Consider the following 24,422-nt stretch of genomic DNA (forward strand, 5'->3'; position numbering starts at 1 on the left):
TCAGAACAAAGCTGTTACCTGCATGCTGCCAATATGAACAATATTCTGAGTACCAGATTTTCGGCCATTGTACCCTATATTTACCTGTAATCCATTGGCAAGGCGCTGTTGCCAGTTGAGATTCCAGGTCCAGTTGGTACCAGGGCTAAGAGCTTCCAGTAATTCATAGCCAACAGAAGTGCTTGCATCACCTTTGAAGTTAATCTTCACCCAACGTAATGTAGTAGTTATCGTATGTTTGGAAGCTCTGGCCCATCTTAACTCTGTAGAAAGAGAGTGAATACGTGAACTTTCATCAGTTTCTGTATTCTGCCTATTCTTCTTATAGGTATAACTATATACCCCCGCAATTCTGAAAGTTGAAAGTGGCTGAAAGGCTAGTTCCGGACTTATCTGTTGCCCGACAACCTCATAATTGCGAGTTGTTAGTAAATTAGACTCACTAACTGTTTGTTTTTGTACTAATGTATTTTTAAGACTAAATACTTTGCTGAGATTCATTTTCGTATTTAATCTCCATTCTGTTTTTTGTACCAATTCAAAGTTATCGCCATCATCTGTACGACCCGAAAGTAGTTGTTTAGAGATAGTTTGCAGATATCCGATATCTCCTCCGTATTTCGGATTAGTCCGATTGTAAAACAATGTACTTCGTAGAGACTGTTGAACTGAAACTATATCTGCGTCTCTCACATCTTGCCCTACAGGTAGTAACCTTTTCACTAAATCATCATTAGTAGTCTGTTGATTAATTGTCCAGGCAGATACAGATGAAAAACGGGCAAGTGTCCTAAAGATACTATTACCAGCTTTCCATTTCACTGGAGGTGTTATATTAAGTCTGTAGCTCATATTCTGAGCAAATGCCTGGAGATAGTCACTGGTAGCTACAAAATATTTTGCATATTGTTTTTCATCAGCATTTAAAGCCTCATAGAACTCGTTCAGTTGTTGAACACCATCTCCATTATCATCTCTCCAGGTATGTGTGCCTTGTCCCAGTGGTACTGGCAAATAAACGTATTCTCTTTTTGGTACTAATCCTGACGAATTGGTCAATGAAAATTCAGAACGTATACTCTTTTTTAACCAATAGCTATTCCAGTCTACCCGACCCATAATAGTTTCACTATTTTTCAGTCCCAGGCTTGTATTCTGAACTTCCAGCAATCGATAGGTTACGTTAAGCTGTAATGTATTCTGTGATTTCTGGTTAGTCTGAAACTTCATATTCGCTGTACGGGCAAACGTGCTTTTATACAACCTGCCTTCAAAGGGCAGGTAATCCTGTCGTAGCGCAAAGTCGAGTTGAAGGTGAGCTTTTAATGAATCGCCATTGCGAAGAAAGAAACGATTTTCTTCAAAATTAGTGGTGGTTGATATAACAGAGTCCGCAATTATTCTGCTTATCATGCGATTCTTATCCATGCTGAAAGCATATCCTGGAGATAAATATTTACCCTTATATTCTACAATTGTCTGGAGTCGTTGCCAATCAGTCCATTTCTCTTGTTGCCTGGAATACATCCAAAAACCATTGGCAGTTAATTGCAATCGTCTTATCTGTTTGGAAATATCTAACCGATGCTGGTACCCATTTAAAATACCTGATCGATCTCTATGGTTAAAGCGATATACCAGTTGATCACTGGATGCTGACGGAGTAAAAGATGCAGAAGGAACAGGATTAGTAGCAGGTATGGCAGCAGGTGTTGTCAATAGATCTTTTGTGAGTTCGTCGTAAGCCTGGGTTTCTTTTAGTTTAACAGGTTGAGCAAACTTTGTATTTTTACGGAAACCTACTAATACACTGGCAATATGATCTTTGGTGGCAGTAGTATCTGTGAGAGTCCAGTCATTATCAAAATTTACATCTCTAAACCGATCTATTGCATAAAATGTACGACTATCCTGCTCATAGGATACATTACCCCACCATTCTAATTTTGGCATAAATGGAATAGCCTTTCCCTGATTAGAATATCCTATTTTGAAAGCGTTGCCGGTATTATTTTGCTGATTTATTTGCGAAAAAAGGTTTAGATTCCTTTCTGAAAAAGCGACCTCACCATATATTGTTTCACTTTTACCTAGCTGATATTCTAATCCACTTGTCAGCATTCGCCTTTGAGAAGGCAATGGAACCAATTGTAAAGTATCATAACGTCCCTGTGGAACTCCATCTATTGGAGGCACCCATTTATATACCTGTCCATTAAGAGTAGTACTGGACTTTATGTAATTACCTTTCCCTTCTCCTACTTCGCCAAACTGAATCTTATAAAGTTTATCTGAGGCAACAGTTGTATTTATATACACCGGATATAGCTCTCCATTGTATATTGTGTCAACTTTTTTATACAAGATCAATGAAGCAGAATATTCACTCACTACGGCTACACCAGATACCCATCCTGCAGTTTGTTTGCTATCTACTTGACTCAATAAAATCTTGTCAGCTTCTGTCAGATCCAGTGTAAACGACTTATTGGGATTGTCTTTCTCATTGTAATAATTTGTAAACCACGTAAATTTACCTAATTCCTGTTTATGTGTAAGTGTTAAAATAGATCGACTATAATTCTGATCAGAATACTCAAAATCAACTCGAACTTTTGAGTAAGCAGTAATGACAAGTGTTGTTGAGAAAGTAATTTCGGCAGTGTTATAATCAATAATATAATCATTATTAAAACCTCGTGTGAGGAGTCGTCCGTCCAAGTAGACCCGTTCGGAGTTTGCCAGAACAATGATATTCTTCTCATTGTTTGCTCCTCTTAAACGATAGGGTCCTTGTACACCTTCTGTAACTATAACCTCCGTGGATAAAAATTTACCTTTGGAAACAGCAATTCCCATTGACGTATAAGCTCTTCCACCTAATGCTTCATAGTTCGTTTCAGCAGCAACACCTTGCACATTTTTGTAATAACGCAGAAAACTGGAAGGTTCCGAAATCCGGTTTCTCCAAAGAGGATTTCGGAAAACAATATCTCCAGCCGCCAATTGCCAGCTTTTTGATTTTAACTGAACAAACACTTTGTCAAATTCCTGTAATGTCTGTGTATTTCCCTCTGGTTGAAAAGGAACACTTTGATCTGAGATAATGGCTTTCAAAGCAATATCCTCTGTTAGCAGTCCTTCCAACTGAAGGTTTAAGGCAGAGTTTACAAATACACTTTGTGAATTACCAAACGATATACCTCTGGTAATGCTTCCTGTTTTTTGTATACCTTTTGTAGCAAAAAACTCCTCTCGCTTTTCTCTCTGGTTATTTACATTCTTTCTATTGGGATCAATTCCTCCAAAATACACAACCTTATCATATGTATCAGGATCTCTATGATACACCGGCTTTCCCAAAAATAGAGGCAGTACACGGTAAGAAACCAATATCGAATCTGGTAACCGAGCCCCAGAAAACTGCAATGTATTTTTTGTGGCAGAATAGGTTGTATGTATTGTAGTGTCTTGTGGATACAGAATTCTTACAGAAGTAGGGTCAATATTTAATGTATCGATGGGGAGAAATAACCCTCTTGGATATACCCATTTGGAGCGAATAGTAGATACCTGTCCCTGAGATTGAAAAGATAGCAATAGAAAAAATACAACTCCTACAATAGCATGCAGCCAACATAGCTTCAAATTTGAAACCTGTATTCTTGTTTTAATTAGCTGATGCATTGGACTTTAAACTTCAATTTATTATGCAGGATCTTTCAAAGATGCAGATTCATGATGTAGTATTACGAAGATAACGTATTTCTATTCGGAATAAGTAAACAAGAACTCACTAATGATCAGGCAAATAGGTAAGTTTTCTTCCAAAAAGGGAAGAAAGAATAAGATACTTTCCTCCCTTTTTGAAGTAATATATTCTTTTATTAATCAAGGCGGGATAAAAACCGGAATAATACAAATATCCCTCTATAATGATATTTTATAACACCAAGCCCATAAATTCTAATAAATAGCAGCAGCTACCACCAGGCCAATTATTGCAAGAGTAGAGAATACGATAGAATATAGAAACAAAAAGGTAAAGATTTTAAAAGAAGTACGAAACCATCCCTGCTTATACACTTTATAGAAAGCCACCCAAATATAAAGTAAGATCAAAGGAACAATTATACCACTCGGATTGAGGTTTTCAAATTCATTACTCAACACAATATCTATGGCAATCAGAAAAAACATAAAGGCATGTAAATGCAACATAAATATCAGGTGTTCAATATATAACCGTTTCCTCCTTATATAGAGAAATTTCATTACCATAGCCATGAATGGAAGCATCACAAACATAAAAATGGGGGCCTTATCCCACATCTCAGCAATAAACTCCTCCTTACTTCCATCAGTCCAGCGCGACAATCTGTTTATTTTCATCCGATTCCAGTAATTATCCTCCCAACGCAATGAGTCCAATATATCTTTTTCAGATAGTGCAGGATTCTTCACCAGTTTTGTTAACAACCCGAATTCTCCAAACTTGCCACTATTATCATTATCCTCATCCTCATCATTGGTGTCATTAGTATTATTACTACTATCATCATTTCCTTCCTGATCGCTATTTTCGTTATCTTTATTGGTATTAGACTTCCATTTAAAATTTGTTTTTGCCTTTTTCTTTTCTCCTTTAGCAGGTGTCAACTCTTCTCCAAGATCCAGATTCAGGGAGTCTTCATTACTACTACTACTGTCCTTCTCTCCTTTTTTAATAGCTTCATCAATAAATCCTCCCAGCTTTTCATTTAATGTCAGATTCTGTAACGCATTTTTAATCTGTTCCCTTTGGGTGGCAGGAATATCTGTTGGCAACTCCCTTATTACTGCATTCCGGATTGAATCTGCCTGTTCCTGTTTCAACGCTTGTTCTTTGCGTTCATCATGTTTATTTTCCTTAGTAGTATAATACGCAATAATAGAAAAGCAAATCACACTAATAAAGAAATATAATCGTAGCGGAGGCATATATCGCATACGTTTCCCATTAATAAACTCATTGGTCAGATGGCCTGGTTTGAATAGAAAAGGAACTACAGTCTGAAACCATCGGGAATCCCAGGAAACAAAATCACTGACAACCTCATATATCAAAGTACCAAAAGAAATAACCTTCGTTGTGTTTTCCTGCCCACACTGCGCACAGAAGTTATCTGCTTCACTTAAAATATGCTGGCAATTGGGACAAATAAATTGTTTGCGATGTGTTTCGTGCATATATACTAGTAAGTATCTTCCATAGTAACCCCGTACAGAAAATCATACTCGATTATCTGTAATAGCCCATGTTTTACATAGCTATTTCTTTACTATATAAGTGGGAATTCAAATCTACATTAAAAATTTAATATCTGATAGTCTCTTAGCTACCTCCACCTTAGGTAACCGGTTCTTTTCATTGAAATGTTAGTCAAATCTGTATCTGCGTAACTTTTTAACTGATTTTGAAGAAAACGACTGCCTGATAGGAGTTAATTTTAAACCGTTGATTAATCCCCAACAGCTTACTAATTATATCAGCTATGGATATGAAAAAAAATATACTTTATCTTCTTGTCTGTGCTTTCTTATCTGGTGGAATTCAAACATTGCAGGCACAAAGTAAAACAGCAGCAGATAAAACAGATATCGAGTACGAATTACAGTTTGATGATCCGTATGATATCAATAAGATGTGGTTAAACTTTTATCCATTTTATGTAGATGCCTTTACCACAGACTTTAATGTAGGATTTGGCGCTCAAGTGAATTATTTCTGGAAAAACAAATTTGATTTTCACGCACATGCCCGAACAACTTACGCCCGATTCTCGGATTTCTCAAAACTTAGTGGTACAAAGAATGCTGCAATGAAAATTAACGATGACACTACCCGTATCACTCTCAATAAACTAAATGGGTATTATTATCTTGAATTGGGTGCTACCTATCACTTTAAAGACGAAGAAGCTACAGGAGAATCAAAAATCGTAGTATACACAAATCGGTATAGCGATAGAAAATGGGCAGCATCTGTACCAGAATATATTAAGGTAGCATCTAAGGTGCGTAAAATAATGGGTATCAGAGCTGGCGGGTATTACTGGAGTTCGTCAACCAATTTAGGTTATGCATTAGACAAACAAGGTGTAAATCTGATTAGCACAACTGGTAATATATTACAAACCAATGCCCAACTATATACAAATATTAAATCTGCAGGTGCATATACAGGTTTTCAACTTACCCGAATCCGAAATGTAGTAGTTAAGCCTAAAAAATACGATGTAGCCACCAATGATCTTATATTCTCAGCATATGCAGATATTATCTATGCGCCATTTGTACAGGTAGAGGACGTGGCATTTCAATATAAGAAAGTAGAAACAAGCCAGATACTTTACAACGAACTATACCCTGTATCAAATGTAAAATTAAAACATCTGGGATTCCGTTTAGGGATGGAGGGTTTATTTAATCGTGAACTATCCTGGACATACGGAGCCGAGCTTGGTTTTCGTCCATCATTACAATCAAGAGGATTTTATGCAAACATCCATGTAGGTTTCGCTTTTGCATCTAAAATGCAGCAAAAACGTCAGGCATATCAGGTAGATCCCAAAGGCAAATAAGTGTTATACTATTTCTGAGAGCTGTATATATCTTCCAGGAAACTCTTCCAATCCATCAACATAAGTAATAGGATTTATTACTTATGTTGATGGCGTCAATATAAGTCTCACAAACTCTATTAAGATTACTTTTACCAGCTCATACGAGGCAAAGCACTAACATCTTGCCCACAGAAATGTCCTTTTAGACCTTTATAATAAGCAGCCATAGCAATCATTGCAGCATTATCTGTACAATATTCAAATTTTGGAATATATACGTTCCAGCCAAGCTTCTTCCCTTCTTCCTGAAGCGATTTACGAAGCCCACTGTTTGCAGATACTCCGCCTGCAATTGCAATTTCACAAATACCTGTTTCTTTTGCAGCTTTCTTTAGTTTCCGCAATAAAATCTGCACTAATGTATGCTGTATACTCGCACAGATATCTGCCATATTTTTATGAATGAATGCTTCATCTTTGGTAGTTTCTTTTTTCAGAAAATACATAAAGGCAGTTTTTATTCCACTAAAGGAATAATCATATCCAGGCATTTCTACCAGAGGAAAAGCAAAACGGAGCGGATCTCCAGTCTGAGCATATTTATCAATCAGAGGGCCTCCGGGATAAGGCAAGTTCAATAACTTTGCCGTTTTATCAAATGCCTCCCCAACCGCATCATCCTGAGTCTGTCCAATAATTTCCATACTCAGGTGATCTGTCACTTTTACAATCTGTGTATGCCCTCCACTAACCGTCAGGCATAAAAATGGAAACTTTGGTTGAGGATCGTCAATAAAGTGAGCCAGAATATGAGCCTGCATATGATGGATATCAATCAAAGGTATACCCAGTCCTAAAGCCATAGCCTTTGCAAAGGAAGTCCCAACCAGCAATGCTCCTAGTAACCCAGGCCCCCTAGTAAATGCAATCGCGTTCAATTCACTTTTTGTTACTTGCGCATCGGTTAAGCTTTTTTCAACAACAGGAATTATCTGTTGCTGATGAGCACGAGAGGCAAGTTCAGGTACAACACCACCATACTTTTGATGAATTGCCTGAGTAGCAATCACATTGGAGAGGATTTTCCCATCCTGCAATACCGCAGCAGAAGTTTCATCACAAGAGGATTCAATAGCAAGAATAATCATATAATTTTACGGTCAGTATGTCCGTTCGGAAGTAAAATAGAAATATAGTCCAAATGGTACATCTGTGATTCAACTTAATGAACAAGTATCTTACTAAAAAAGATACTATTTTCTTTCATTATTTGTTATCTTGGAACGAGATTTGAAAGTGAAAAATTCAATATATACGAGATATCCTACGTTTATAAAATTAGCTAAGTAAAATTTGAACCAGGCACTATAGAAACACAAAATTATTCTATTTTATAATCCTGAGAGCAACCATCAAAAATAAAACACTGACTAAAGTTCAGATAGAAAGTACATACCTAGAATGTGGCAGTTTGTTAAGAAATTTATTGCACGAATTGTTTACTCAATACCCATATGGTTATTAGTGGTATTGGGGCTTCTTGCTGCTTTACAAACGACTACAGTACAAACGTATCTGGCTGGTCACGCAACAAAATATCTATCAGACAAGGTAGGTTTCCCCATTTATGTCGATTACCTCAACATTCGCTGGCCAGATTATGTAGTATTGCGCAATGTTAGCATTTTAGATCGCGAAAACCAACGAATGATTGAAGCAGGAGAAGTACAGGTTGATTTTAAGTGGTCAACTTTAATCGATGGAAAAAATATTTACATTGATAAAGTTATTCTAAGAAATGCACATGTTCGGTTAATCAAAAGCAAAAAAACAAACGAATTAAATATAGATGAATTTGTTGCTACTGTTGATAGTATATTAAATCCGCCTCGAAAAACCAAACGCGTAGGCCCCGCACCAATCTTTCAAATAGATCAAGCCTGGCTTAATAATGTCCAGTTCTCTTATAATGATCAACGCGAAGACACTATTAGGGAAGGGTTTGATTACTATCACTTCACTATTGATAGTATACAGGCAGTAGCACATCAATTACGTTTTGTAGCAGATACTGTCCAAACCACTGTCGAAAACCTACAAGGACAGGATAATCGTACCAACCTCGATATTCATAGGCTCTCTACAAACTTCCTGTATACCAAACATATAATAGAACTTGCCCAGTTACGACTTGATATTGGCAATAGTACTATTCGGGAGCGTATTGCATTCAAATATGACAGACCAGCTGATTTGAGTGATTTTGTTGAGAAAACATTTATGAATGCAGATCTTAACGAGACTCGTATCTATTCAAAAGATCTGGCATTGTTTGCACCCTACCTTAACCGATATGAAGAATATTGGTCTGTATCAGGCCACTTTAATGGTCTGGTAGGAAGATTCCGTCTACGAAATGCCAATCTACAATTTGGAGAGAAAAGCCGAATCAATGGAAATATTAGCTTTGAGGGATTACCTAATTTTAAGGAAACACTAATAGATTTTGATCTTAAACCATCAGTAGTGGTTATCACTGATCTGCAACAGTATCTTGATAGTGCATCATTTCGGACGTCCCGAAAATTTGGTACCATTCATTTATCTGGTAAATTCTTAGGATTCCCTGAGGATTTTGTAGCCAATGGCACTTTTGATACTGATTTAGGAACAATCATTTCAGATATTAACCTGAAAAACAAATCCAATACTGCCTACAAAGGACATCTAACTACGCGCAACTTTGACTTAGGCACATTTTTGGGAGAACCTAAAACGGTTCAACATCTGGATATGGACGGAGAAATAGAAGGTCAAGGCCTTAAAATGAAAGATGCCAATCTGCAATTAAAGGCTAATATTAGTCGGCTGGGTTATAAATCGTATGACTACAATACTATTACAGTAGATGGCAAATTAAGCAAACAACAGTTTAATGGTAGTCTGTCTATAAAAGATACTAATCTTATCTTTGATGCCAAAGGAGAAATAGATTTAAGGAATAACCACAATTTAGTCAATATTGAGGCAGATCTTCAGAAAGCTGACCTGAAAGCATTGAATCTTACCTCTAAAGATGCTACTATCCGTACTCAACTTCACATCAACAGCCGGGGTCTGAAACTTGATGACATTGTAGGTGATGCCATCTTTACAAACGGCTATGTGCTCTACAATAATAAAGATCTTGTTATTGATTCGTTACAAATACATTCAGTCAAAGATTCAGGTCAACGAATATTTAATGTTCGTTCCAGCTTTGCCAATATAGACGCTGAAGGTAATTTTGATTTTACGCGTCTAAGTACAGACTTCCAGAACTTGGTAAAAGAGTATCAACTCAATTTTAGCAACAACGCAAAAGAAATTAAGAGATATTATAGCAGTAAGGAGAAAAATAAAGGACCACATTATAGCCTAGATTACAATGTATTTCTTAGAGATATAAATCCAGTACTACTAATGTTTTATCCGGACTGGTCTATATCACGAAATACAACGATAGAAGGTTCATTTTCACAGGGACGCTCTGCGCGTGTATCTCTGCACTCCAACATTGATACTCTCTCCTATAAAAATAATATTTTCTATGCTAATGAAGTAGATGTCAACAGCTCAAAACTATCAGATTCAACAACGGTTCTCGCTGTTACTTATCTGCAATCTAAAAAGCAGAAAATTGGTGCTACCCAAACTGAGAATATGGCGTTAGAGGCTGTATGGAATGGAAAACATATTGAGTTTTCCAGTAAGATACAGCAGCCTAGCAATTCTAATTATGCAGATCTGCGTGGTGATGTCGAATTTCAGTCTGATCAGATTAGCTTAAAATTTAAGCCTTCACATTTTCAGATTTTTAAAAATGTCTGGCATATAGATACTACGAACCTGATTACTATCCAAAATCGCAATATTAATTTTAATGATCTTCAATTTACAAACCAGTATCAGTTTATAAGTTTAGACGGAACACTTTCTGAAGATTCGACAAAAGCATTACGCCTTTCCTTAAAAGAATTTGGACTTCAGGCTCTCAATCCATTAGTTGATCATGAACTGGGAGGAGCCGTAAATGGATTTATTGAAATCAAAGATTTTTATAAAAACAGAAGTATTGAAAGTGAGCTTACGATTGAAGAACTGGTTGTTGACAAATTTCTGGTAGGAGATATTATCGGTGAATCACACTGGAATGAAGAGACCCAAAAGGTGAATGCTAATTATCAAGTCTATCGCATGGATCAGCGGATTGTACGCTTGTATGGTATATACAACCCTCAGGCTACAGAAAATGCAATGGATATGCAGATCATTCTAGATAGGGCTAACCTGGAAATATTAGAACCTTTCTTTAAAGATCAGGTTTCCCGTCTGGGTGGTACGGCTAGTGGGACACTAAGCTTAACAGGAACTTTTTCCAGTCCTATACTCAATGGTGAAGTCAATGTTTATAATGGAAGGTTCCGATATAACTACCTGAATACATTCTACTATTTTGACGATAAAGTTCATTTTAGCCCCAATGAAATCGGAGTTAAGAATCTACAACTCCGGGATGAAGATGAAAATATTGCAGTAATCAATGGTGGTGTGTTCCATGATGGTTTCAAAAATTTTGTATTAAGCCTCACAGGTCGTATGCGGAACTTTAAGGTTTTGAACACGACATTAAAAGACAATGATCTATTTTATGGAACGGCCTATGTAACTGGAGATTTGTCATTGCTGGGCGCTATTGAAAATTTAACCATACGGGCTAATGCACGAAGCAATAAGGGAACAAAAATAGCAATTCCAATTTCTGACACCCGTACTATCTCCCAACAGGATTTTATCAGCTTTGCGACCAAGACAAAACCATCTGCAACACTGACAGAAAAAGACAAAAGGGAACAAGTGGATCTCACAGGTGTGTTAATGGATTTTAATTTTGATATCACTCCAGATGCATGGTGCGAAATCATTTTTGATGAAAAGGCTGGTGACATCATACGTGGAAATGGAAGTGGGCGTATCCGAATGGAAATTGATACAAAAGGAGATTTCCGTATGTTTGGTAACTATACAATCAATAAAGGTGCTTATAACTTTACCCTTCTGAATGCTGTTAATAAGGCATTTACTATTGAACCCGGTGGAACTGTCTCCTGGTCAGGAGATCCTTACGGTGGTATTCTGGATATTAATGCTATCTATACACAGTCAGCCTCTATTCTACCTATTATTACCAGTGATGTAAATAAGCTATCAGCACAGGAGCAGATGGAAGCCCGCAAGCATTATCCGGTAACTGTGCAAATGAGACTAACTGGTAATCTTTTATCTCCAAAAATCGGACTGGGTATCGACTTTAAAAATTTTCCTCAAAATTCACAGTTTTATGTGAATGTAATGGATTTCAAAAACCGCATCTCTGTAAATGAACAAGAGCTTAATAAACAAGTATTCAGTCTTCTGATCTTACAACGACTTTCTGCTGAAAACTTTAGTGGTCTGGGACAAGGTACAGTTACTAGTAGTATTAGCGAGCTTCTTACTAATCAACTCAGTTACTGGGCATCTCAGGTAAATGAAAATCTGGAAGTAGACCTCAACCTCAACGGTTTGGATTCTGATGCATGGAATGCGCTTCAGCTACGATTAAGTTATGCACTACTGGATGGAAGATTGCGTATAACTCGGGATGGTGGCTTTACCACTGTACAAAGTACAACAGACCCAACTGCACGAGCAGTAAGTGTAATTGGTGACTGGACTATTGAGTATATCCTAAATAAGAGTGGATCACTACGTGTAAAGATGTTTAATCGCAACTCTCAGAATATCATGGGAACAACATCTACTACTACAACAGGTGTAGTAGCAGGATTTAGTTTATTACATACAGAAAGTTTTAATTCACTATGGGAATTATTTCACTCTAAACGTAAAGAACGCAGTGAACCAGAAAAACCTACAGAGAGTGAAGCCCCAAATAAAGTGCCCCCATCTACCTCTCAGTTAAATAGTAACCGACAACAGAAATAATCCTTTTACATACATTACTGTCATCAAACTGCTATTTACTAGTGTGATTGAGAGTTTACCTTTTTAGCCTATTCCGATTAACATTAAAAATAGTATCTTGCCAAGTAGGCATATACTTCTGTTTCAATTAATGAAAATCTGATACTCATTCACTTTTAAATCATTATTATCATGGGACTCTGGGATAAACTAACCAATGAATTTATTGATATTATTGAGTGGCTTGATCCTACCAATGACACATTGGTCTGGCGCTTTCCACGCTATCAGAACGAGATTAAGAATGGAGCTAAACTGATTGTACGGGAATCACAGGTTGCTGTATTTATCAATGAAGGGAAAGTTGCTGATATATTTAAGCCTGGTACTTACGAGCTTACCACACAAAACCTGCCTATTTTGTCTACTTTACGTGGTTGGAAATATGGGTTTAACAGTCCATTCAAAGCGGAAGTATATTTTATCAATACCAAACAGTTTACCAACCAGAAATGGGGTACTAAAAATCCTCTCATGTTACGTGACCCTGAATTTGGACCTATGCGGTTACGGGCATTTGGAAGTTATGCCTTTCGTGTCAACGCAGAAGATCCTACCCGCTTTCTGACTGAGATAGTCGGAACGGATGGAGATTTTAATATGGACGAAATCAACGAGCAATTACGTAATGTAATTGCCAGCCGTTTTGCAGACATATTGGGAGAAGCAAAAATCCCGGCATTAGATCTGGTAAGTAATTATGATGAATTATCCAGATTTATTACTGAACGCATCCATGATGATTTTAATGAATATGGACTAAAGGTTACTAAGCTTCTGGTAGAAAATATTTCGTTACCACCAGAAGTCGAAGCAGCGCTGGATAAACGTACCAGTATGGGTGTTATAGGCAATCTGAACGCTTATACACAATTTCAAATGGCGAATGGCCTTGAAAAGGGAGGTTCAGGAACAGATGCGGCTTCTATGGGAATGGGCTTTGCCATGGCAAATCAAATGGCACAGAATATGAACCTGAATCAGCAAAGTTTTGGTAATGTAAATGCGAATGCAGGTGGCACACCTCCTCCACTTCCGGCATCTGCTACTTTCTTCATTGCAGTCAATGGGCAACAACAGGGACCATTTGATATGAACAAACTGAAAGAAATGGCTCAGCAAGGTGCATTAACCCGTGAGACGTTGGTATGGAAACAAGGTATGGCAGCCTGGCAAAAAGCACATGAGGTATCAGATGTATCTCCATTATTTGCCTCAATGCCTCCTCCACTTCCTGGTTAATCATCTCTATTCTTTTAAAATTATGCTACACACGATTTAGAGATCCCCCCTTTAAATCGTGTGTAACTATTTATAATCAACCCGCTTAACCTATGTGTATTCGATTTCTGCTAACCTTTTGTCTATTCATTTCTCTCACCCAATTATCTTTGGGTCAGGTCAGAGATCAATATGTGTCTTCACAAGGCAAAACTATTGCTATGCGATTTACTCCTCCTGCAGGTTTCGAAAGACTTACAACACAGGCAGGCTCGTTTGCCAATTATCTTCAGAATCTACCGTTAAAGCCCCATGGATCAATTGTTAAGTATTATAATGGAAGCACAAAACAAAATACCAATGTATATATCGGAGTAGTAGACATGGAAATCGGAAATCAGGATCTGCAACAGTGTGCGGATGCAGTAATGCGGTTACGTGCCGAACATCTATACAAGCAGAAAAAGTATGCAGACATCCATTTTCACTTTACCAATGGAGATAATGTTTTGTATACTCAATATGCGGAAGGCTATCGTGCCTCCATTAAAGGAAATAAAGTAATCTGGAGTAAGAAGGCGAAAAAAGACTATAGTTATTCCACATTCCGCCAATATATGGATTTGGTTTTCATGTATGCAGGTACTCTTTCACTCAGTAAGGAACTCCACCCTGTTCCTACTATTAAAAATATCCAGATTGGAGATGTGTTTATCAAAGGAGGCTCGCCCGGACATGCTGTTATTGTTGTAGATATGGCCCAGAATAAAAAAACAGGAGAAAAAGTGTTCTTATTAGCTCAAAGTTACATGCCTGCACAAGAAACCCAAATCTTGCGAAATCCAACTGAATCAGAAATGAGTCCCTGGTATAGTACAAACTTTACTGGAGAATTAATCACACCGGAATGGACATTTGAACAAAGTCAGCTTAAGCGTTTTTAAGCATTTACAATGCTACTTCCGCTCATAGACAATAAATGCATAATCGTATGGATTTTCTGAGTCAGACTGATAATCATCATGTCTTATTTCTCGAAAATCTCCTTCCGGAAACTCTGGAAAAAAGGCATCTGCCTGAAAGGTGCCTTTTACAATAGTCAGATAGATTCTATCTGCTATAGATAGACTTATACGGAAGATCTCCTCTCCTCCCAAGATAAAGACTTCGTTAACATCGCCAACTAACTGAAGTGCTTTTTCCAGAGTGTCAGCAACCAAAAATCCCGCATCCGTCTGGTAATTGGGCTGTCGGGTAATAACAACATTGCCAGCTTCAGACCAAAGACGATCCGGGGACTCATAACTTTTCCGTCCCATGATCATCTTTTTTCCAGCAGTTACCGTTTTTAGATTGTCCCAATCAGCGGGTAAATGCGTCCAGGGCAACTGGTTTTTATAGCCAATTGCCCTGTTCAGATCCATTGCAACAATAAGAGAAATGATCACAACTAGTAATATTCGAGTAGATTCAGAGAGTAATTAAAATGAAAAACTTGGGTCGTTGCTTTCATTTTCAGAAGCAGGTGCTACGATCTCTGAGACATTGGTGTAATGGGTTTTACTGATATAGCCAAACAAATTTCGTTCTTTGATAATACGAGCAACCTGAGTAGGCACCATAATTTCCCAGCCATCTATGCCATCTTTAATCATAGCCAATACGTTATCAGAAATGATATGAAGCAGATTTTCATCAAAATCCCGAATAGCTTCCAGTTTATTATTAGCTAATAAATATTCAAACAAGTCAATTTGATTGGGAGGCAACGTAAAATCAGTGCAAGAATATAGTTTGCCATCTGCCTGCATCATTGGATATACATATAGTTTTACTTTACGGCTAAACAAAGTTGCAAAAGCTTCCAGAATACCGCCAGGCAAAAACTCATAATGCTTTTCTTCAAAGATATATTCCAGATTACTCATTCCCAGAATAAGACCAATCTTCAATTTTGTAATCTTTGACAGATACGCCACCAGTTTGTAATACTCCTGATAGTTGGAAATCATAACTGTTTGTCCAAGAGAGGCCAGAATATTGACCCGGTCCATATAGTCCTTTTCATCGATCTCCTGTCCATGCTTTAGGTTGTGAAGCGTCAGCTCTGATAATACCACCACCTTCTCAGGGTTCACTTCCGGATCTTCCAGAAACTGTTTCACTCCATTCTCCAACATATCCAGATTCACATGGGTTACAGGTCTGAAACGTCCTCTTATACAAACAATATTACGTTTGTATAATGCTTCTGATGGCTGCAATACATTTCCGTCTGGCCCAAACAAAGCCACATTTGTAAATCCGTTCTTTACCAGATACAAACTCATCAACCGATTATCGACATTGACAAAATCAGGCCCTGTGAAACGGATCATATCAATCTCCAATCGTTCAGGTGACAGATCATCCATCAGGGATAACAAAAGCGTCTCTGGAGATTTATAATAATAATAACAACCGTATATCAGATTCACACCTACCACTCCCAGCGCCTGTTGTTGCAATAAGTTCTCAGTATCCAGCATTTTAACGTGCATAACCACGTCATTGTAAGGTGCACCTGGTTGCAACTGAAACCGCAGGCCAATCCATCCATGCCCCTCATTCGTTTTCTGATAGTTTAATGCTACTACAGTGTCAGCGAAGGCAAAAAAGGTAGACTCAGCCCCTCTTTTTTCATTTAACCGCATTTGCAACAAATTATACTCACGATGCAGCATCTTGGTTAAACGAGATTCTACTACATACCTTCCACTCTCCTCTACCCCATAGATCGCATCACTGAACGTCATATCATAGGCAGAGATTGTTTTCGCAATTGTTCCGGAAGCACCTCCCGCTTTAAAAAACTGAGCGGCTACTTCCTGCCCGGCACCAATCTCAGCAAATGATCCATAGATTCGGCGGTCCAGATTAACTTTCAGTGCTTTTTGTCTGGTTCCAAGATTTTTATCGTAGTACATATTTTTGCAGGTTTGAAAGAGTATTGCAGATACTATTAGTGTTAATATAACGAAAGAATCTGAAATGCGATGTATTCCATTTGCAAACTTTCTGGCATTTCAATTTCAGGAAAAGGTAGCAATACCAATGGTGCGTTCGTATTTATTACCTTCCTATATATCCAAGGCATCGGGTCTGCAATATCGCATTTTTTACTATAAAATACTGATTTTTAAGTATATGTTATTCCAGGCAAAACCAGCTCACTTGTATATGCCTACATTCTTTATACACATCTGCAATATGCAATTAACCATCTGCAAAATATCAGTTATTCTTATCAAACACCTTACACAGGTAGTACTTTAAATGATTACTTTGCGTTACTTTGCAATATCCTGGTTAAATAACTTTCTATTTCTGAAGCTCTTATCTGACTCGTATTTATTGTCCAATATTATTTCTTTATGGATTCAACCTCTACCTCTCAAACCCTTCGATTTCCATGCCAATCTTGTGGGGCTTATCTGGTTTTTAAACCTGGAACTCATCATCTAACCTGTGAATATTGTGGTGCGGATAATGTAATAGAGGATTCACAGGAGACTATTCAGGAATTAGATTTTGAAGATTTTCTTGCTAAATCATCTCCAGCAACAGAGACCCAACAAGTAGCAGTTGTTAAATGCAATGCATGTGGAGCAGAAAGCTCACTGAAACCAGGTATTACTTCTGACAATTGTCCATTCTGTGGCTCAGCTCTGGTTGTAGGGACAGGGAGTTTAAGTACACAGCTTAAACCCAAGTCGCTATTACCATTTAAGATTGATCAGAAAACAGCATTCAGCAAATTTAAAGGATGGCTTTCCAGTCTCTGGTTTGCCCCCAATGATCTTGTCAAATTTGCAGATAATCAGGAACGACTCAGTGGTATGTATATCCCTTACTGGACATATGATTGCGAGACCGACAGTAACTATACAGGACAAAGAGGTGATTACTACTATGTAACGGAAACTGTCATGGTAAATGAGAATGGCAAAATGGTTGAGAAACGACAGCAGGTACGTAAAATCCGGTGGAGCTATGCATCTGGGCAGGTTCATAATTCTTTTGATGATGTACTTGTAGAAGGTACTACTTCGTTACCAGAAGATTATCTTCGGGCACTTGAACCCTGGGCATTGGATCAACTGGTTCCGTTTGATGAACGTTTTTTGAGTGGATTCCGGACAGAAACATACCATGTAGATGTAAAACAAGGATTTGAGGAAGCCAAGCAGATTATGGATGGACCTATCCGTGCTACAGTATGTCAGGATATTGGGGGTGATGAACAACAAATTACATCACTAAGTCCTAAATACAAACAAATTACGTTCAAACATGTTTTATTGCCTATCTGGTTAAGTGCCTATCGATACAACGGCAAAGTGTACCGATTCATGATCAATGGCAGTACAGGTGAGGTACAAGGCGAACGTCCTTACAGTGCCTGGAAAATATTCCTTGCCATTGTATTTGGCCTGGCAATTATCATTCTATTGGTTGTATTGTTTGGAGGAAAACAACAGTAATTTTTTCAAACATTATTATATATGTCCCCTCAGGTCTGCATAAAAGTCTGAGGGGATACTCCTCATTACCACCTATCTATTTAATTGAATAAATTTTTCATGAGATCTAAATCGTTTTTTTATCTATCCTCCCTCCTTAGCATTTTTCTTTGCATATCCTGTCATCAGAAAAGTGATGAGGAATTACTCCGGTTAGAACGCACTAAACTGAAAGAGAAACTAGAAAGCCAATCTGTATTATTCTACAAACTTTTTAAGATAGTTCTTCGTACTCAAACAGCCGAGAACGCTAAACAAATCCCTGGCTCAGAACATTTACAGAAAATCAATTCACGTATTATTCAAGCAATTGATACTACCAAAAGTGATACTACCTATATCTCACTGGAAGATATGGTACTGGCCTACAAAGAATATAATGACTTAAAAGATTTTGCTCTTACTACAGATGAAGATATGTATCCTACATTACTGGAAACATTCTTCAAAATGCATACAGGTGAAACACCTGCTTTGAGCCATACCAATATATCATACGCAGAACTTTTCGGGTGGGACAATAATATGGAACATACTTTTTTAAGTACAACCAATACGTCTGCACGTCGCACAGAACTTGCCTTGTATGAAGGTTCACGGGTAGATACAGAGCATGAAAAGGATATGGAAAGACGTTGTCTATACAAAATGCAGAAAGGCCTTTTGTTTATAACCGAAGATTTTCCGTATCTCAGCGAACACGAATTAACCAGTAATCATGAATGGCTGGAGAAAGATGGCCAATCCTATCAATATAGCTTCTTTCAGAATCTGATACCTACCGGAACAAATAAAGATACGTATCACTACGCACATGGGATTAATCTGATATGTCGAGGACTAAGTAGAATCAAAATGGATCGTGAGGATAAAAAAAAACTGGCATTACAAGACTTTGAAGCATTTTTATCTGATGCTAATGCTATTGGACTAAATGATGAACTGGTTTGGCTGGTTGCCACCTATGTAGCACTGGAAAGAGAAGACAATCAAACTGCACTTGCTAACCTTAAGAAACTGGAGAAGAGTACTATCTTCAGCAATGAGGATAAGGCCATCCTTCATTCAGGGATTGAGTACCTGGAAGCCAAAGAAGACAACAAAGCATCGAACCTCATTACAGATAAAGTCTTTATGGGAAAAATAGCCATACAATACTTTATTACCCAAATGAAGAAAGTTGACTGGAAGAAATACACAGGCGCCCGTCCAGAAGTAGCTACCTTGATGCGATACAATGAACAGATACAACAGCAACTGGAGAAGGTAAAGACTACAGCAACACTGGATAACCTTAAAAAAGAAGGAGGAGGACTATTAGACAAGGCCAAAAAGGTTATCCAGTAATCTATCACCATTTCTTAATGGACTGGGCTTCTTTCAAAAGCGTTTGTTTGGCATTTTCAGGAGTAATCTCCTGAAAATTGCCTTTCCCTAATGAAGCCAATCGTTGTAACTGCTCAATCACGTGTTCATTTTTGGTTTGTCCAAATAAGAATACAGTCAAGACAATTCCTCTATTCAGATTTTCCTGAATAATAGCTTCGGTAGCCTTATCCAAACCAAATTCACCATCCGAAGCCAGAATAATCCGGTTATTACCATTTTTGATAAAGTATTCATTAGCCAGTTGATAGGCTAGACTTACTCCTCGGCGAATATTGGTCCCACCCTCTGACTTCAGTTTATCCAGTTTTGACTCAATCTTTTTACGTTCAGTAGCTGAAACTGTATTTAACTCAATTCGGGCATCACCTGAATAGCTTACAATAGCTACTTTATCCTCTGGCCGGGTAAGGGTTAATAAATAGGAAAATGCTTCTTTTAATAAAGGCAGTTTTTCGTGACTATTCATAGAACCAGAGACATCCAGTAAAAATACCAGATGGTTGTCGGCGTATCCTTCCAATGTCTCATCAGCTGTTTTTTTATCTGGTTCTGGTTTTATAGATATGGCAGGTTTATCGTCCAGTTTATTGGTTTTGGGATAAAAAACTTTGTATTGATGAGGTTCCTCTACCTGATGTAACAACACTGTTGTGGAAACATCCAGTTTAATAGATTTATTCTGGATATAATAATCAGGAATTTCAGCTTCTTTCTGTACACCTTTTCCATCAGCAAGTTCGATAAAATCATTGTAAGAACGAATAAGCCCTAAACCATAACGATTGTATTTGTTAATGATATCATTATTGTAGTAATAATAGGCCTTCGAATAGGGTTTGTAGTTATTCTCCCGCCATTCGCTGGTCAAAAAACTATGACAACGAGACACAATAGCCTCCAGATTTCTTACCACTCTCTCATAACGCCAGTAGGGATCTAATCCATTACTTGACCCAAAACGATATAATCCCTGCAGATTTTCATCCTGATGAGTTTTGTAGTTCTCAATAAGTGTTTCCAGTTCCTGTACATAGAATGATATCTTGCTGGTTTCTTCATTATCCAGATCATCCAGAATAAGCTTGCACCAATGGATAGCAGGCTGAAACTTATCGGCCATTGCGACAATTCTATGATTGGTATTGGTAGGTTTATAGTGTGTAAGATATACTTGCTGCACAGTAGCATACAAATTGTCCTTTGCCTGATCGTACTGATTAAATAACTTCTCCAATAACCCCAACTGCCGATAAGCCCAGACAATATTTGTTCTCTGTAAATAAACCTTTTCCTGGACAAAATGCCAGATCGAATCCCGACTAAGCTGAATACGGTCAATTGTTTCTTTCAGCACCAATAATCTTTGATTCAGCACTCTGCGATCCGTTTCAGATAAAGCAGAATGACCCGTCATACATTTTTGATAGATCTCGGCAGGAATCACTTCATAGGAGGAAGACTTATTCCAGTGATCCTCATTCTGAAACGAAAGAAATTTGGATTTCTCTTCGCTATAATAGTTTAGCTGCAGATTAAAATTCATTAGCTCCTCATAAATAGGCCAAAGAGCATGAATCGTCTCATTAGTATATTGTACATAGCCATTTAAAGCATCTACAGCCTGATTACGGGATGATATTTTGGATTGGGCCTGTGACATAAAATGAGTCAATAAAAAGAACAATACCAGAATAATGTGTTTTGTGATTGTCTGCTTTATAGCAAACCTATTTTCGAAATGATATTTCATTATAACTGATCAACTTTCAACAGAAAGTCTTCTATTTTTCTGATTGGTGTCCAGGAAAACAAAAGGTGAACACAGTCTTTCCAGAAAGAAGCCTTACAGGTAACTACTAGTGTTTCACTACTACAATCAACCAGCAATAAATAGGCAGGGCCACTCACACCTAATGACTTACCTGTAGATTCACATGAGCTAATAGCCTTATGTGCACCCTACCCCATTTTTGTCGGTTGTCGGTAGTGGCTCTCCAGGTAGAAGATGGCTGGGTTGATGCCAAAGGTATGTTTCTGGGAGCTGCGTATGTAGTAGGACCTATGTATAAACTAGTAGGTAAAAAAGATCTGGGCACTATAGAGTTTCCTCCTATTGAGACGTCTTTACTCTCAGGAGACATTGCATTTCGTCAACATAGTGTGGACATACCAACGGACCTAACTGGCCAACATTCGTTTCTTTTGCAGAACGCTACCTAAAAGCCAATAGTAAACTGAAACAAAAATAACGTCTCTTATTTAGGGGAGGCAGTTTTTATCTGTTTCCCTTTTGTATTCTCCTGTTGAGAAGCTTTTATAAATTGTGCTACCTCCAAAAATGGAGCTACCCAAATCTGTGACTGATTTTGCTGAAGAAAGAGTACTAATTTCCGATGAGCTTCAAGGGATACATTGAGACTATGTTCTCCTCCTACTCCATGAAATAAGAATACCAATAACGTCTTGGTTTCCATTGCTTTCTTTACAAGAGCAATTAATTCTTCACCTGATTGCCCATTGATGCCTATAGCTCCTACATTTGAAAGATTAATTTGTCCAAGAGATAAGAACTCAGTTGTTACTCCTCGAGCTGCTACAAAATCATCTTTCATCTGATCCAGATACGCTACATCGCCAATCTTGGTATCACCACATGGATAAGCAAATGTCCGTTGTGTTTTCCCATCCAAAGTTTGCAATAAAACATTCATCATTCGGATTTCATCTACCATACGTTTAACAGAATAAGCGCCCATATTCGATTCAGGTTTTACCCACTCTCTTCCAGGTATTTGTCCAATACAAGGATGAAACAATGTATGATTAGCCATTTCATGTCCAGTGGCAGCCGCTTTACGCCAATCTGCGATTCGTTGTCGAAAACCAGAAAAATAGCCGGATAAATAAAATGTACCTTTCAATTTTGCAGAGTCCAAAGCAGGAATTACGTTATCGAGATGAACATTCAATGCATCATCATAAGTAAGTACAACAGCACATGATTTTCCATTCCACATAGCTTTTTGCTGTGCAGCAACTAGCATTCCTTGTAGAGTAAAAAAGCAGAGAAAGGCAATTCTTTTCATACAAAACAGATGGCAGAGTTTCCTGGGTAAGAATTAGTATAACAGTAAAGACGTATTATTTGAAAGAAAAATACAAATAAAGTATTTATAAACAAACAAAGCCCTTCATACAGGGCTTCGTTGAGGTATTTTATTTAAAAAAATATCAGGCTGTCACCAAAATTTCTTCCAGTGACTCGTAGTTAGCCTTGATGATTGTATCAATATGGTCATTTGTTAATGCAGTTGACACAAACAAGCTCTCAAACTGAGATGGAGCCAGATACACACCACGCTTTAACATAGCCTGGAAGTATTTGGCAAATAGTTGCAGGTCAGACTGCTTAGCAGATTCAAAATCATATACAGGTTTATCTGTGAAGAAAACCGTAAACATAGATCCTACATGATTAATTGTGTAATTAACCCCTAACTTTTGCATATTGGATTGCATTCCTACCACAATCTTATTTCCGATTTCTTCCAGACGTGTATATACTTCCGGATGGTTGTTCAGATAGTGTAACATTGCCAGTCCGGCAGACATGGCAACCGGATTTCCAGATAAGGTACCTGCCTGATATACAGGGCCAGCAGGAGACACGAAATCCATAATTTCCCGACGTCCACCATACGCACCAACAGGCATTCCACCTCCAATAATCTTACCCATGGTAATCAAATCAGCCTGAACATTAAATCTTTCTTGTACTCCGCCCTTTGCTAGTCGAAATCCTGTCATGACCTCGTCAAAAATCAACACAATCCCTTCCCGTGTACAAATCTGACGCAAACCTTCTAAAAATCCTTTATTAGGCAATACAAGACCCATATTTCCAGCCACAGGTTCTACAATGATAGCAGCTATGTTTTGTTTATTCTCTGTAACAAGTCTCTCTACTGATTCAAGATCATTGAAAGGGGCAGTCAATGTATCATTGGCGATTCCTTGTGTTACACCAGGGCTATCCGGCACACCCATTGTGGCAGCCCCACTACCGGCAGCAATCAGAAAGCTATCGCCATGTCCATGATAACAGCCCTCAAACTTGATCATTTTATCACGACCGGTATAGCCTCTGGCTAATCGAATAGCAGACATAGTTGCTTCTGTGCCAGAGTTCACCATCCGAACCTTCTCCAGGGTAGGCACCATAGAGATAATCAGTTCTGCCATCTCCACTTCTTTTCGGGTAGGAGCACCAAACGATAGTGAATTTTGTACAGCATCCGCAACTGCTTTCTGAATAATTTCATGGGCATGTCCCAGTACCATAGGTCCCCATGAGTTAATCAGTTCAATGTATGCATTATCATCTTCATCATATAGATAAGCGCCTTTAGCAGATTTAATAAAAAGAGGATTACCTCCCACTGCCCGAAATGCCCGCACTGGAGAGTTAACTCCTCCAGGAATAACCTTCTTGGCATGTTCAAATAGCTGTTGGCTCTGAGATATATTCATATATAAAAGCTGTTAATCGTTGTAATTACAAATTGTGATAAATTTCTGC

General features: G+C 38.0%; 15 protein-coding genes. 7 read left to right on the plus strand and 8 right to left on the minus strand.

Annotated features, from left to right (window positions below; translation table 11 throughout):
- Both QNI15_RS00415 and QNI15_RS00420 read right to left on the minus strand, forming a co-directional pair.
- Entirely contained in the window at positions 1 to 3,648 is a 3,648-nt protein-coding gene (locus tag QNI15_RS00415) for a hypothetical protein (protein WP_314029977.1), read from the minus strand.
- 318 nt (positions 3,649 to 3,966) lie between these two features.
- Positions 3,967 to 5,229, minus strand: a complete 1,263-nt coding sequence (locus QNI15_RS00420; RefSeq protein WP_313999518.1) for a DUF3667 domain-containing protein — start codon at positions 5,227 to 5,229, stop codon at positions 3,967 to 3,969.
- Between the two features lie 311 nt (positions 5,230 to 5,540).
- Here QNI15_RS00420 and QNI15_RS00425 point away from each other — a divergent pair, with 311 nt between their 5' ends.
- The gene (locus tag QNI15_RS00425) at positions 5,541 to 6,623 is read left to right on the plus strand and encodes a hypothetical protein (RefSeq protein ID WP_313999520.1); all 1,083 of its coding nucleotides are present in this window, start codon (positions 5,541 to 5,543) and stop codon (positions 6,621 to 6,623) included.
- Positions 6,624 to 6,754: 131 nt separating this feature from the next.
- Here QNI15_RS00425 and tsaD read toward each other — a convergent pair whose 3' ends face one another.
- Positions 6,755 to 7,753, minus strand: a complete 999-nt coding sequence (tsaD, locus tag QNI15_RS00430; protein ID WP_313999522.1) for a tRNA (adenosine(37)-N6)-threonylcarbamoyltransferase complex transferase subunit TsaD — start codon at positions 7,751 to 7,753, stop codon at positions 6,755 to 6,757.
- Positions 7,754 to 8,066: 313 nt separating this feature from the next.
- On the opposite strand from tsaD, the gene QNI15_RS00435 reads away from it, so the two are divergent.
- From QNI15_RS00435 to QNI15_RS00445, 3 genes are all read left to right on the plus strand, one after another.
- Entirely contained in the window at positions 8,067 to 12,632 is a 4,566-nt protein-coding gene (locus QNI15_RS00435; RefSeq protein WP_314029978.1) for a translocation/assembly module TamB domain-containing protein, read from the plus strand.
- Positions 12,633 to 12,803: 171 nt separating this feature from the next.
- Positions 12,804 to 13,913, plus strand: a complete 1,110-nt coding sequence (locus tag QNI15_RS00440; protein ID WP_313974733.1) for an SPFH domain-containing protein — start codon at positions 12,804 to 12,806, stop codon at positions 13,911 to 13,913.
- Between the two features lie 92 nt (positions 13,914 to 14,005).
- The gene (locus tag QNI15_RS00445) at positions 14,006 to 14,836 is read left to right on the plus strand and encodes a DUF4846 domain-containing protein (RefSeq protein WP_313999526.1); all 831 of its coding nucleotides are present in this window, start codon (positions 14,006 to 14,008) and stop codon (positions 14,834 to 14,836) included.
- Between the two features lie 12 nt (positions 14,837 to 14,848).
- Here the strand turns inward: QNI15_RS00445 and QNI15_RS00450 are convergent, their stop codons facing one another.
- Both QNI15_RS00450 and QNI15_RS00455 read right to left on the minus strand, forming a co-directional pair.
- The gene (locus QNI15_RS00450) at positions 14,849 to 15,340 is read right to left on the minus strand and encodes a dihydrofolate reductase (RefSeq protein WP_314029980.1); all 492 of its coding nucleotides are present in this window, start codon (positions 15,338 to 15,340) and stop codon (positions 14,849 to 14,851) included.
- A gap of 33 nt (positions 15,341 to 15,373) precedes the next feature.
- Entirely contained in the window at positions 15,374 to 16,858 is a 1,485-nt protein-coding gene (locus QNI15_RS00455) for a TonB-dependent receptor (RefSeq protein WP_313974736.1), read from the minus strand.
- Positions 16,859 to 17,305: 447 nt separating this feature from the next.
- On the opposite strand from QNI15_RS00455, the gene QNI15_RS00460 reads away from it, so the two are divergent.
- The gene (locus tag QNI15_RS00460) at positions 17,306 to 18,415 is read left to right on the plus strand and encodes a hypothetical protein (protein ID WP_313999530.1); all 1,110 of its coding nucleotides are present in this window, start codon (positions 17,306 to 17,308) and stop codon (positions 18,413 to 18,415) included.
- Between the two features lie 99 nt (positions 18,416 to 18,514).
- Entirely contained in the window at positions 18,515 to 19,801 is a 1,287-nt protein-coding gene (locus QNI15_RS00465; protein ID WP_314029982.1) for a hypothetical protein, read from the plus strand.
- Positions 19,802 to 19,805: 4 nt separating this feature from the next.
- On the opposite strand, the gene QNI15_RS00470 is transcribed toward QNI15_RS00465, so the two are convergent.
- Positions 19,806 to 21,593, minus strand: coding sequence for a vWA domain-containing protein (locus tag QNI15_RS00470; RefSeq protein ID WP_314029984.1), 1,788 nt, complete (start codon positions 21,591 to 21,593; stop codon positions 19,806 to 19,808).
- Between the two features lie 200 nt (positions 21,594 to 21,793).
- On the opposite strand from QNI15_RS00470, the gene QNI15_RS00475 reads away from it, so the two are divergent.
- Positions 21,794 to 22,063, plus strand: a complete 270-nt coding sequence (locus QNI15_RS00475) for a hypothetical protein (RefSeq protein ID WP_314029986.1) — start codon at positions 21,794 to 21,796, stop codon at positions 22,061 to 22,063.
- Between the two features lie 35 nt (positions 22,064 to 22,098).
- Here the strand turns inward: QNI15_RS00475 and QNI15_RS00480 are convergent, their stop codons facing one another.
- Positions 22,099 to 22,929, minus strand: coding sequence for a polysaccharide deacetylase family protein (locus tag QNI15_RS00480; protein WP_314029988.1), 831 nt, complete (start codon positions 22,927 to 22,929; stop codon positions 22,099 to 22,101).
- 145 nt (positions 22,930 to 23,074) lie between these two features.
- The gene (gene hemL, locus QNI15_RS00485) at positions 23,075 to 24,373 is read right to left on the minus strand and encodes a glutamate-1-semialdehyde 2,1-aminomutase (protein ID WP_314029989.1); all 1,299 of its coding nucleotides are present in this window, start codon (positions 24,371 to 24,373) and stop codon (positions 23,075 to 23,077) included.
- Positions 24,374 to 24,422: the final 49 nt, after the last annotated feature.

It is taken from the genome of Xanthocytophaga flava (assembly GCF_030068545.1).
Classification (GTDB): Bacteria; Bacteroidota; Bacteroidia; order Cytophagales; family 172606-1; genus Xanthocytophaga; species Xanthocytophaga flava.

Coding starts and splice junctions, on each gene's coding strand:
- QNI15_RS00420 (WP_313999518.1), bottom strand. CDS start 5,229: ATGCACGAAACACATCGCAAACAATTTATTTGTCCCAATTGCCAGCAT.
- QNI15_RS00425 (WP_313999520.1), top strand. CDS start 5,541: ATGAAAAAAAATATACTTTATCTTCTTGTCTGTGCTTTCTTATCTGGT.
- tsaD (WP_313999522.1), bottom strand. CDS start 7,753: ATGATTATTCTTGCTATTGAATCCTCTTGTGATGAAACTTCTGCTGCG.
- QNI15_RS00435 (WP_314029978.1), top strand. CDS start 8,067: ATGTGGCAGTTTGTTAAGAAATTTATTGCACGAATTGTTTACTCAATA.
- QNI15_RS00440 (WP_313974733.1), top strand. CDS start 12,804: ATGGGACTCTGGGATAAACTAACCAATGAATTTATTGATATTATTGAG.
- QNI15_RS00445 (WP_313999526.1), top strand. CDS start 14,006: ATGTGTATTCGATTTCTGCTAACCTTTTGTCTATTCATTTCTCTCACC.
- QNI15_RS00455 (WP_313974736.1), bottom strand. CDS start 16,858: ATGTACTACGATAAAAATCTTGGAACCAGACAAAAAGCACTGAAAGTT.
- QNI15_RS00460 (WP_313999530.1), top strand. CDS start 17,306: ATGGATTCAACCTCTACCTCTCAAACCCTTCGATTTCCATGCCAATCT.
- QNI15_RS00465 (WP_314029982.1), top strand. CDS start 18,515: ATGAGATCTAAATCGTTTTTTTATCTATCCTCCCTCCTTAGCATTTTT.
- QNI15_RS00470 (WP_314029984.1), bottom strand. CDS start 21,593: ATGAAATATCATTTCGAAAATAGGTTTGCTATAAAGCAGACAATCACA.
- QNI15_RS00475 (WP_314029986.1), top strand. CDS start 21,794: ATGTGCACCCTACCCCATTTTTGTCGGTTGTCGGTAGTGGCTCTCCAG.
- QNI15_RS00480 (WP_314029988.1), bottom strand. CDS start 22,929: ATGAAAAGAATTGCCTTTCTCTGCTTTTTTACTCTACAAGGAATGCTA.
- hemL (WP_314029989.1), bottom strand. CDS start 24,373: ATGAATATATCTCAGAGCCAACAGCTATTTGAACATGCCAAGAAGGTT.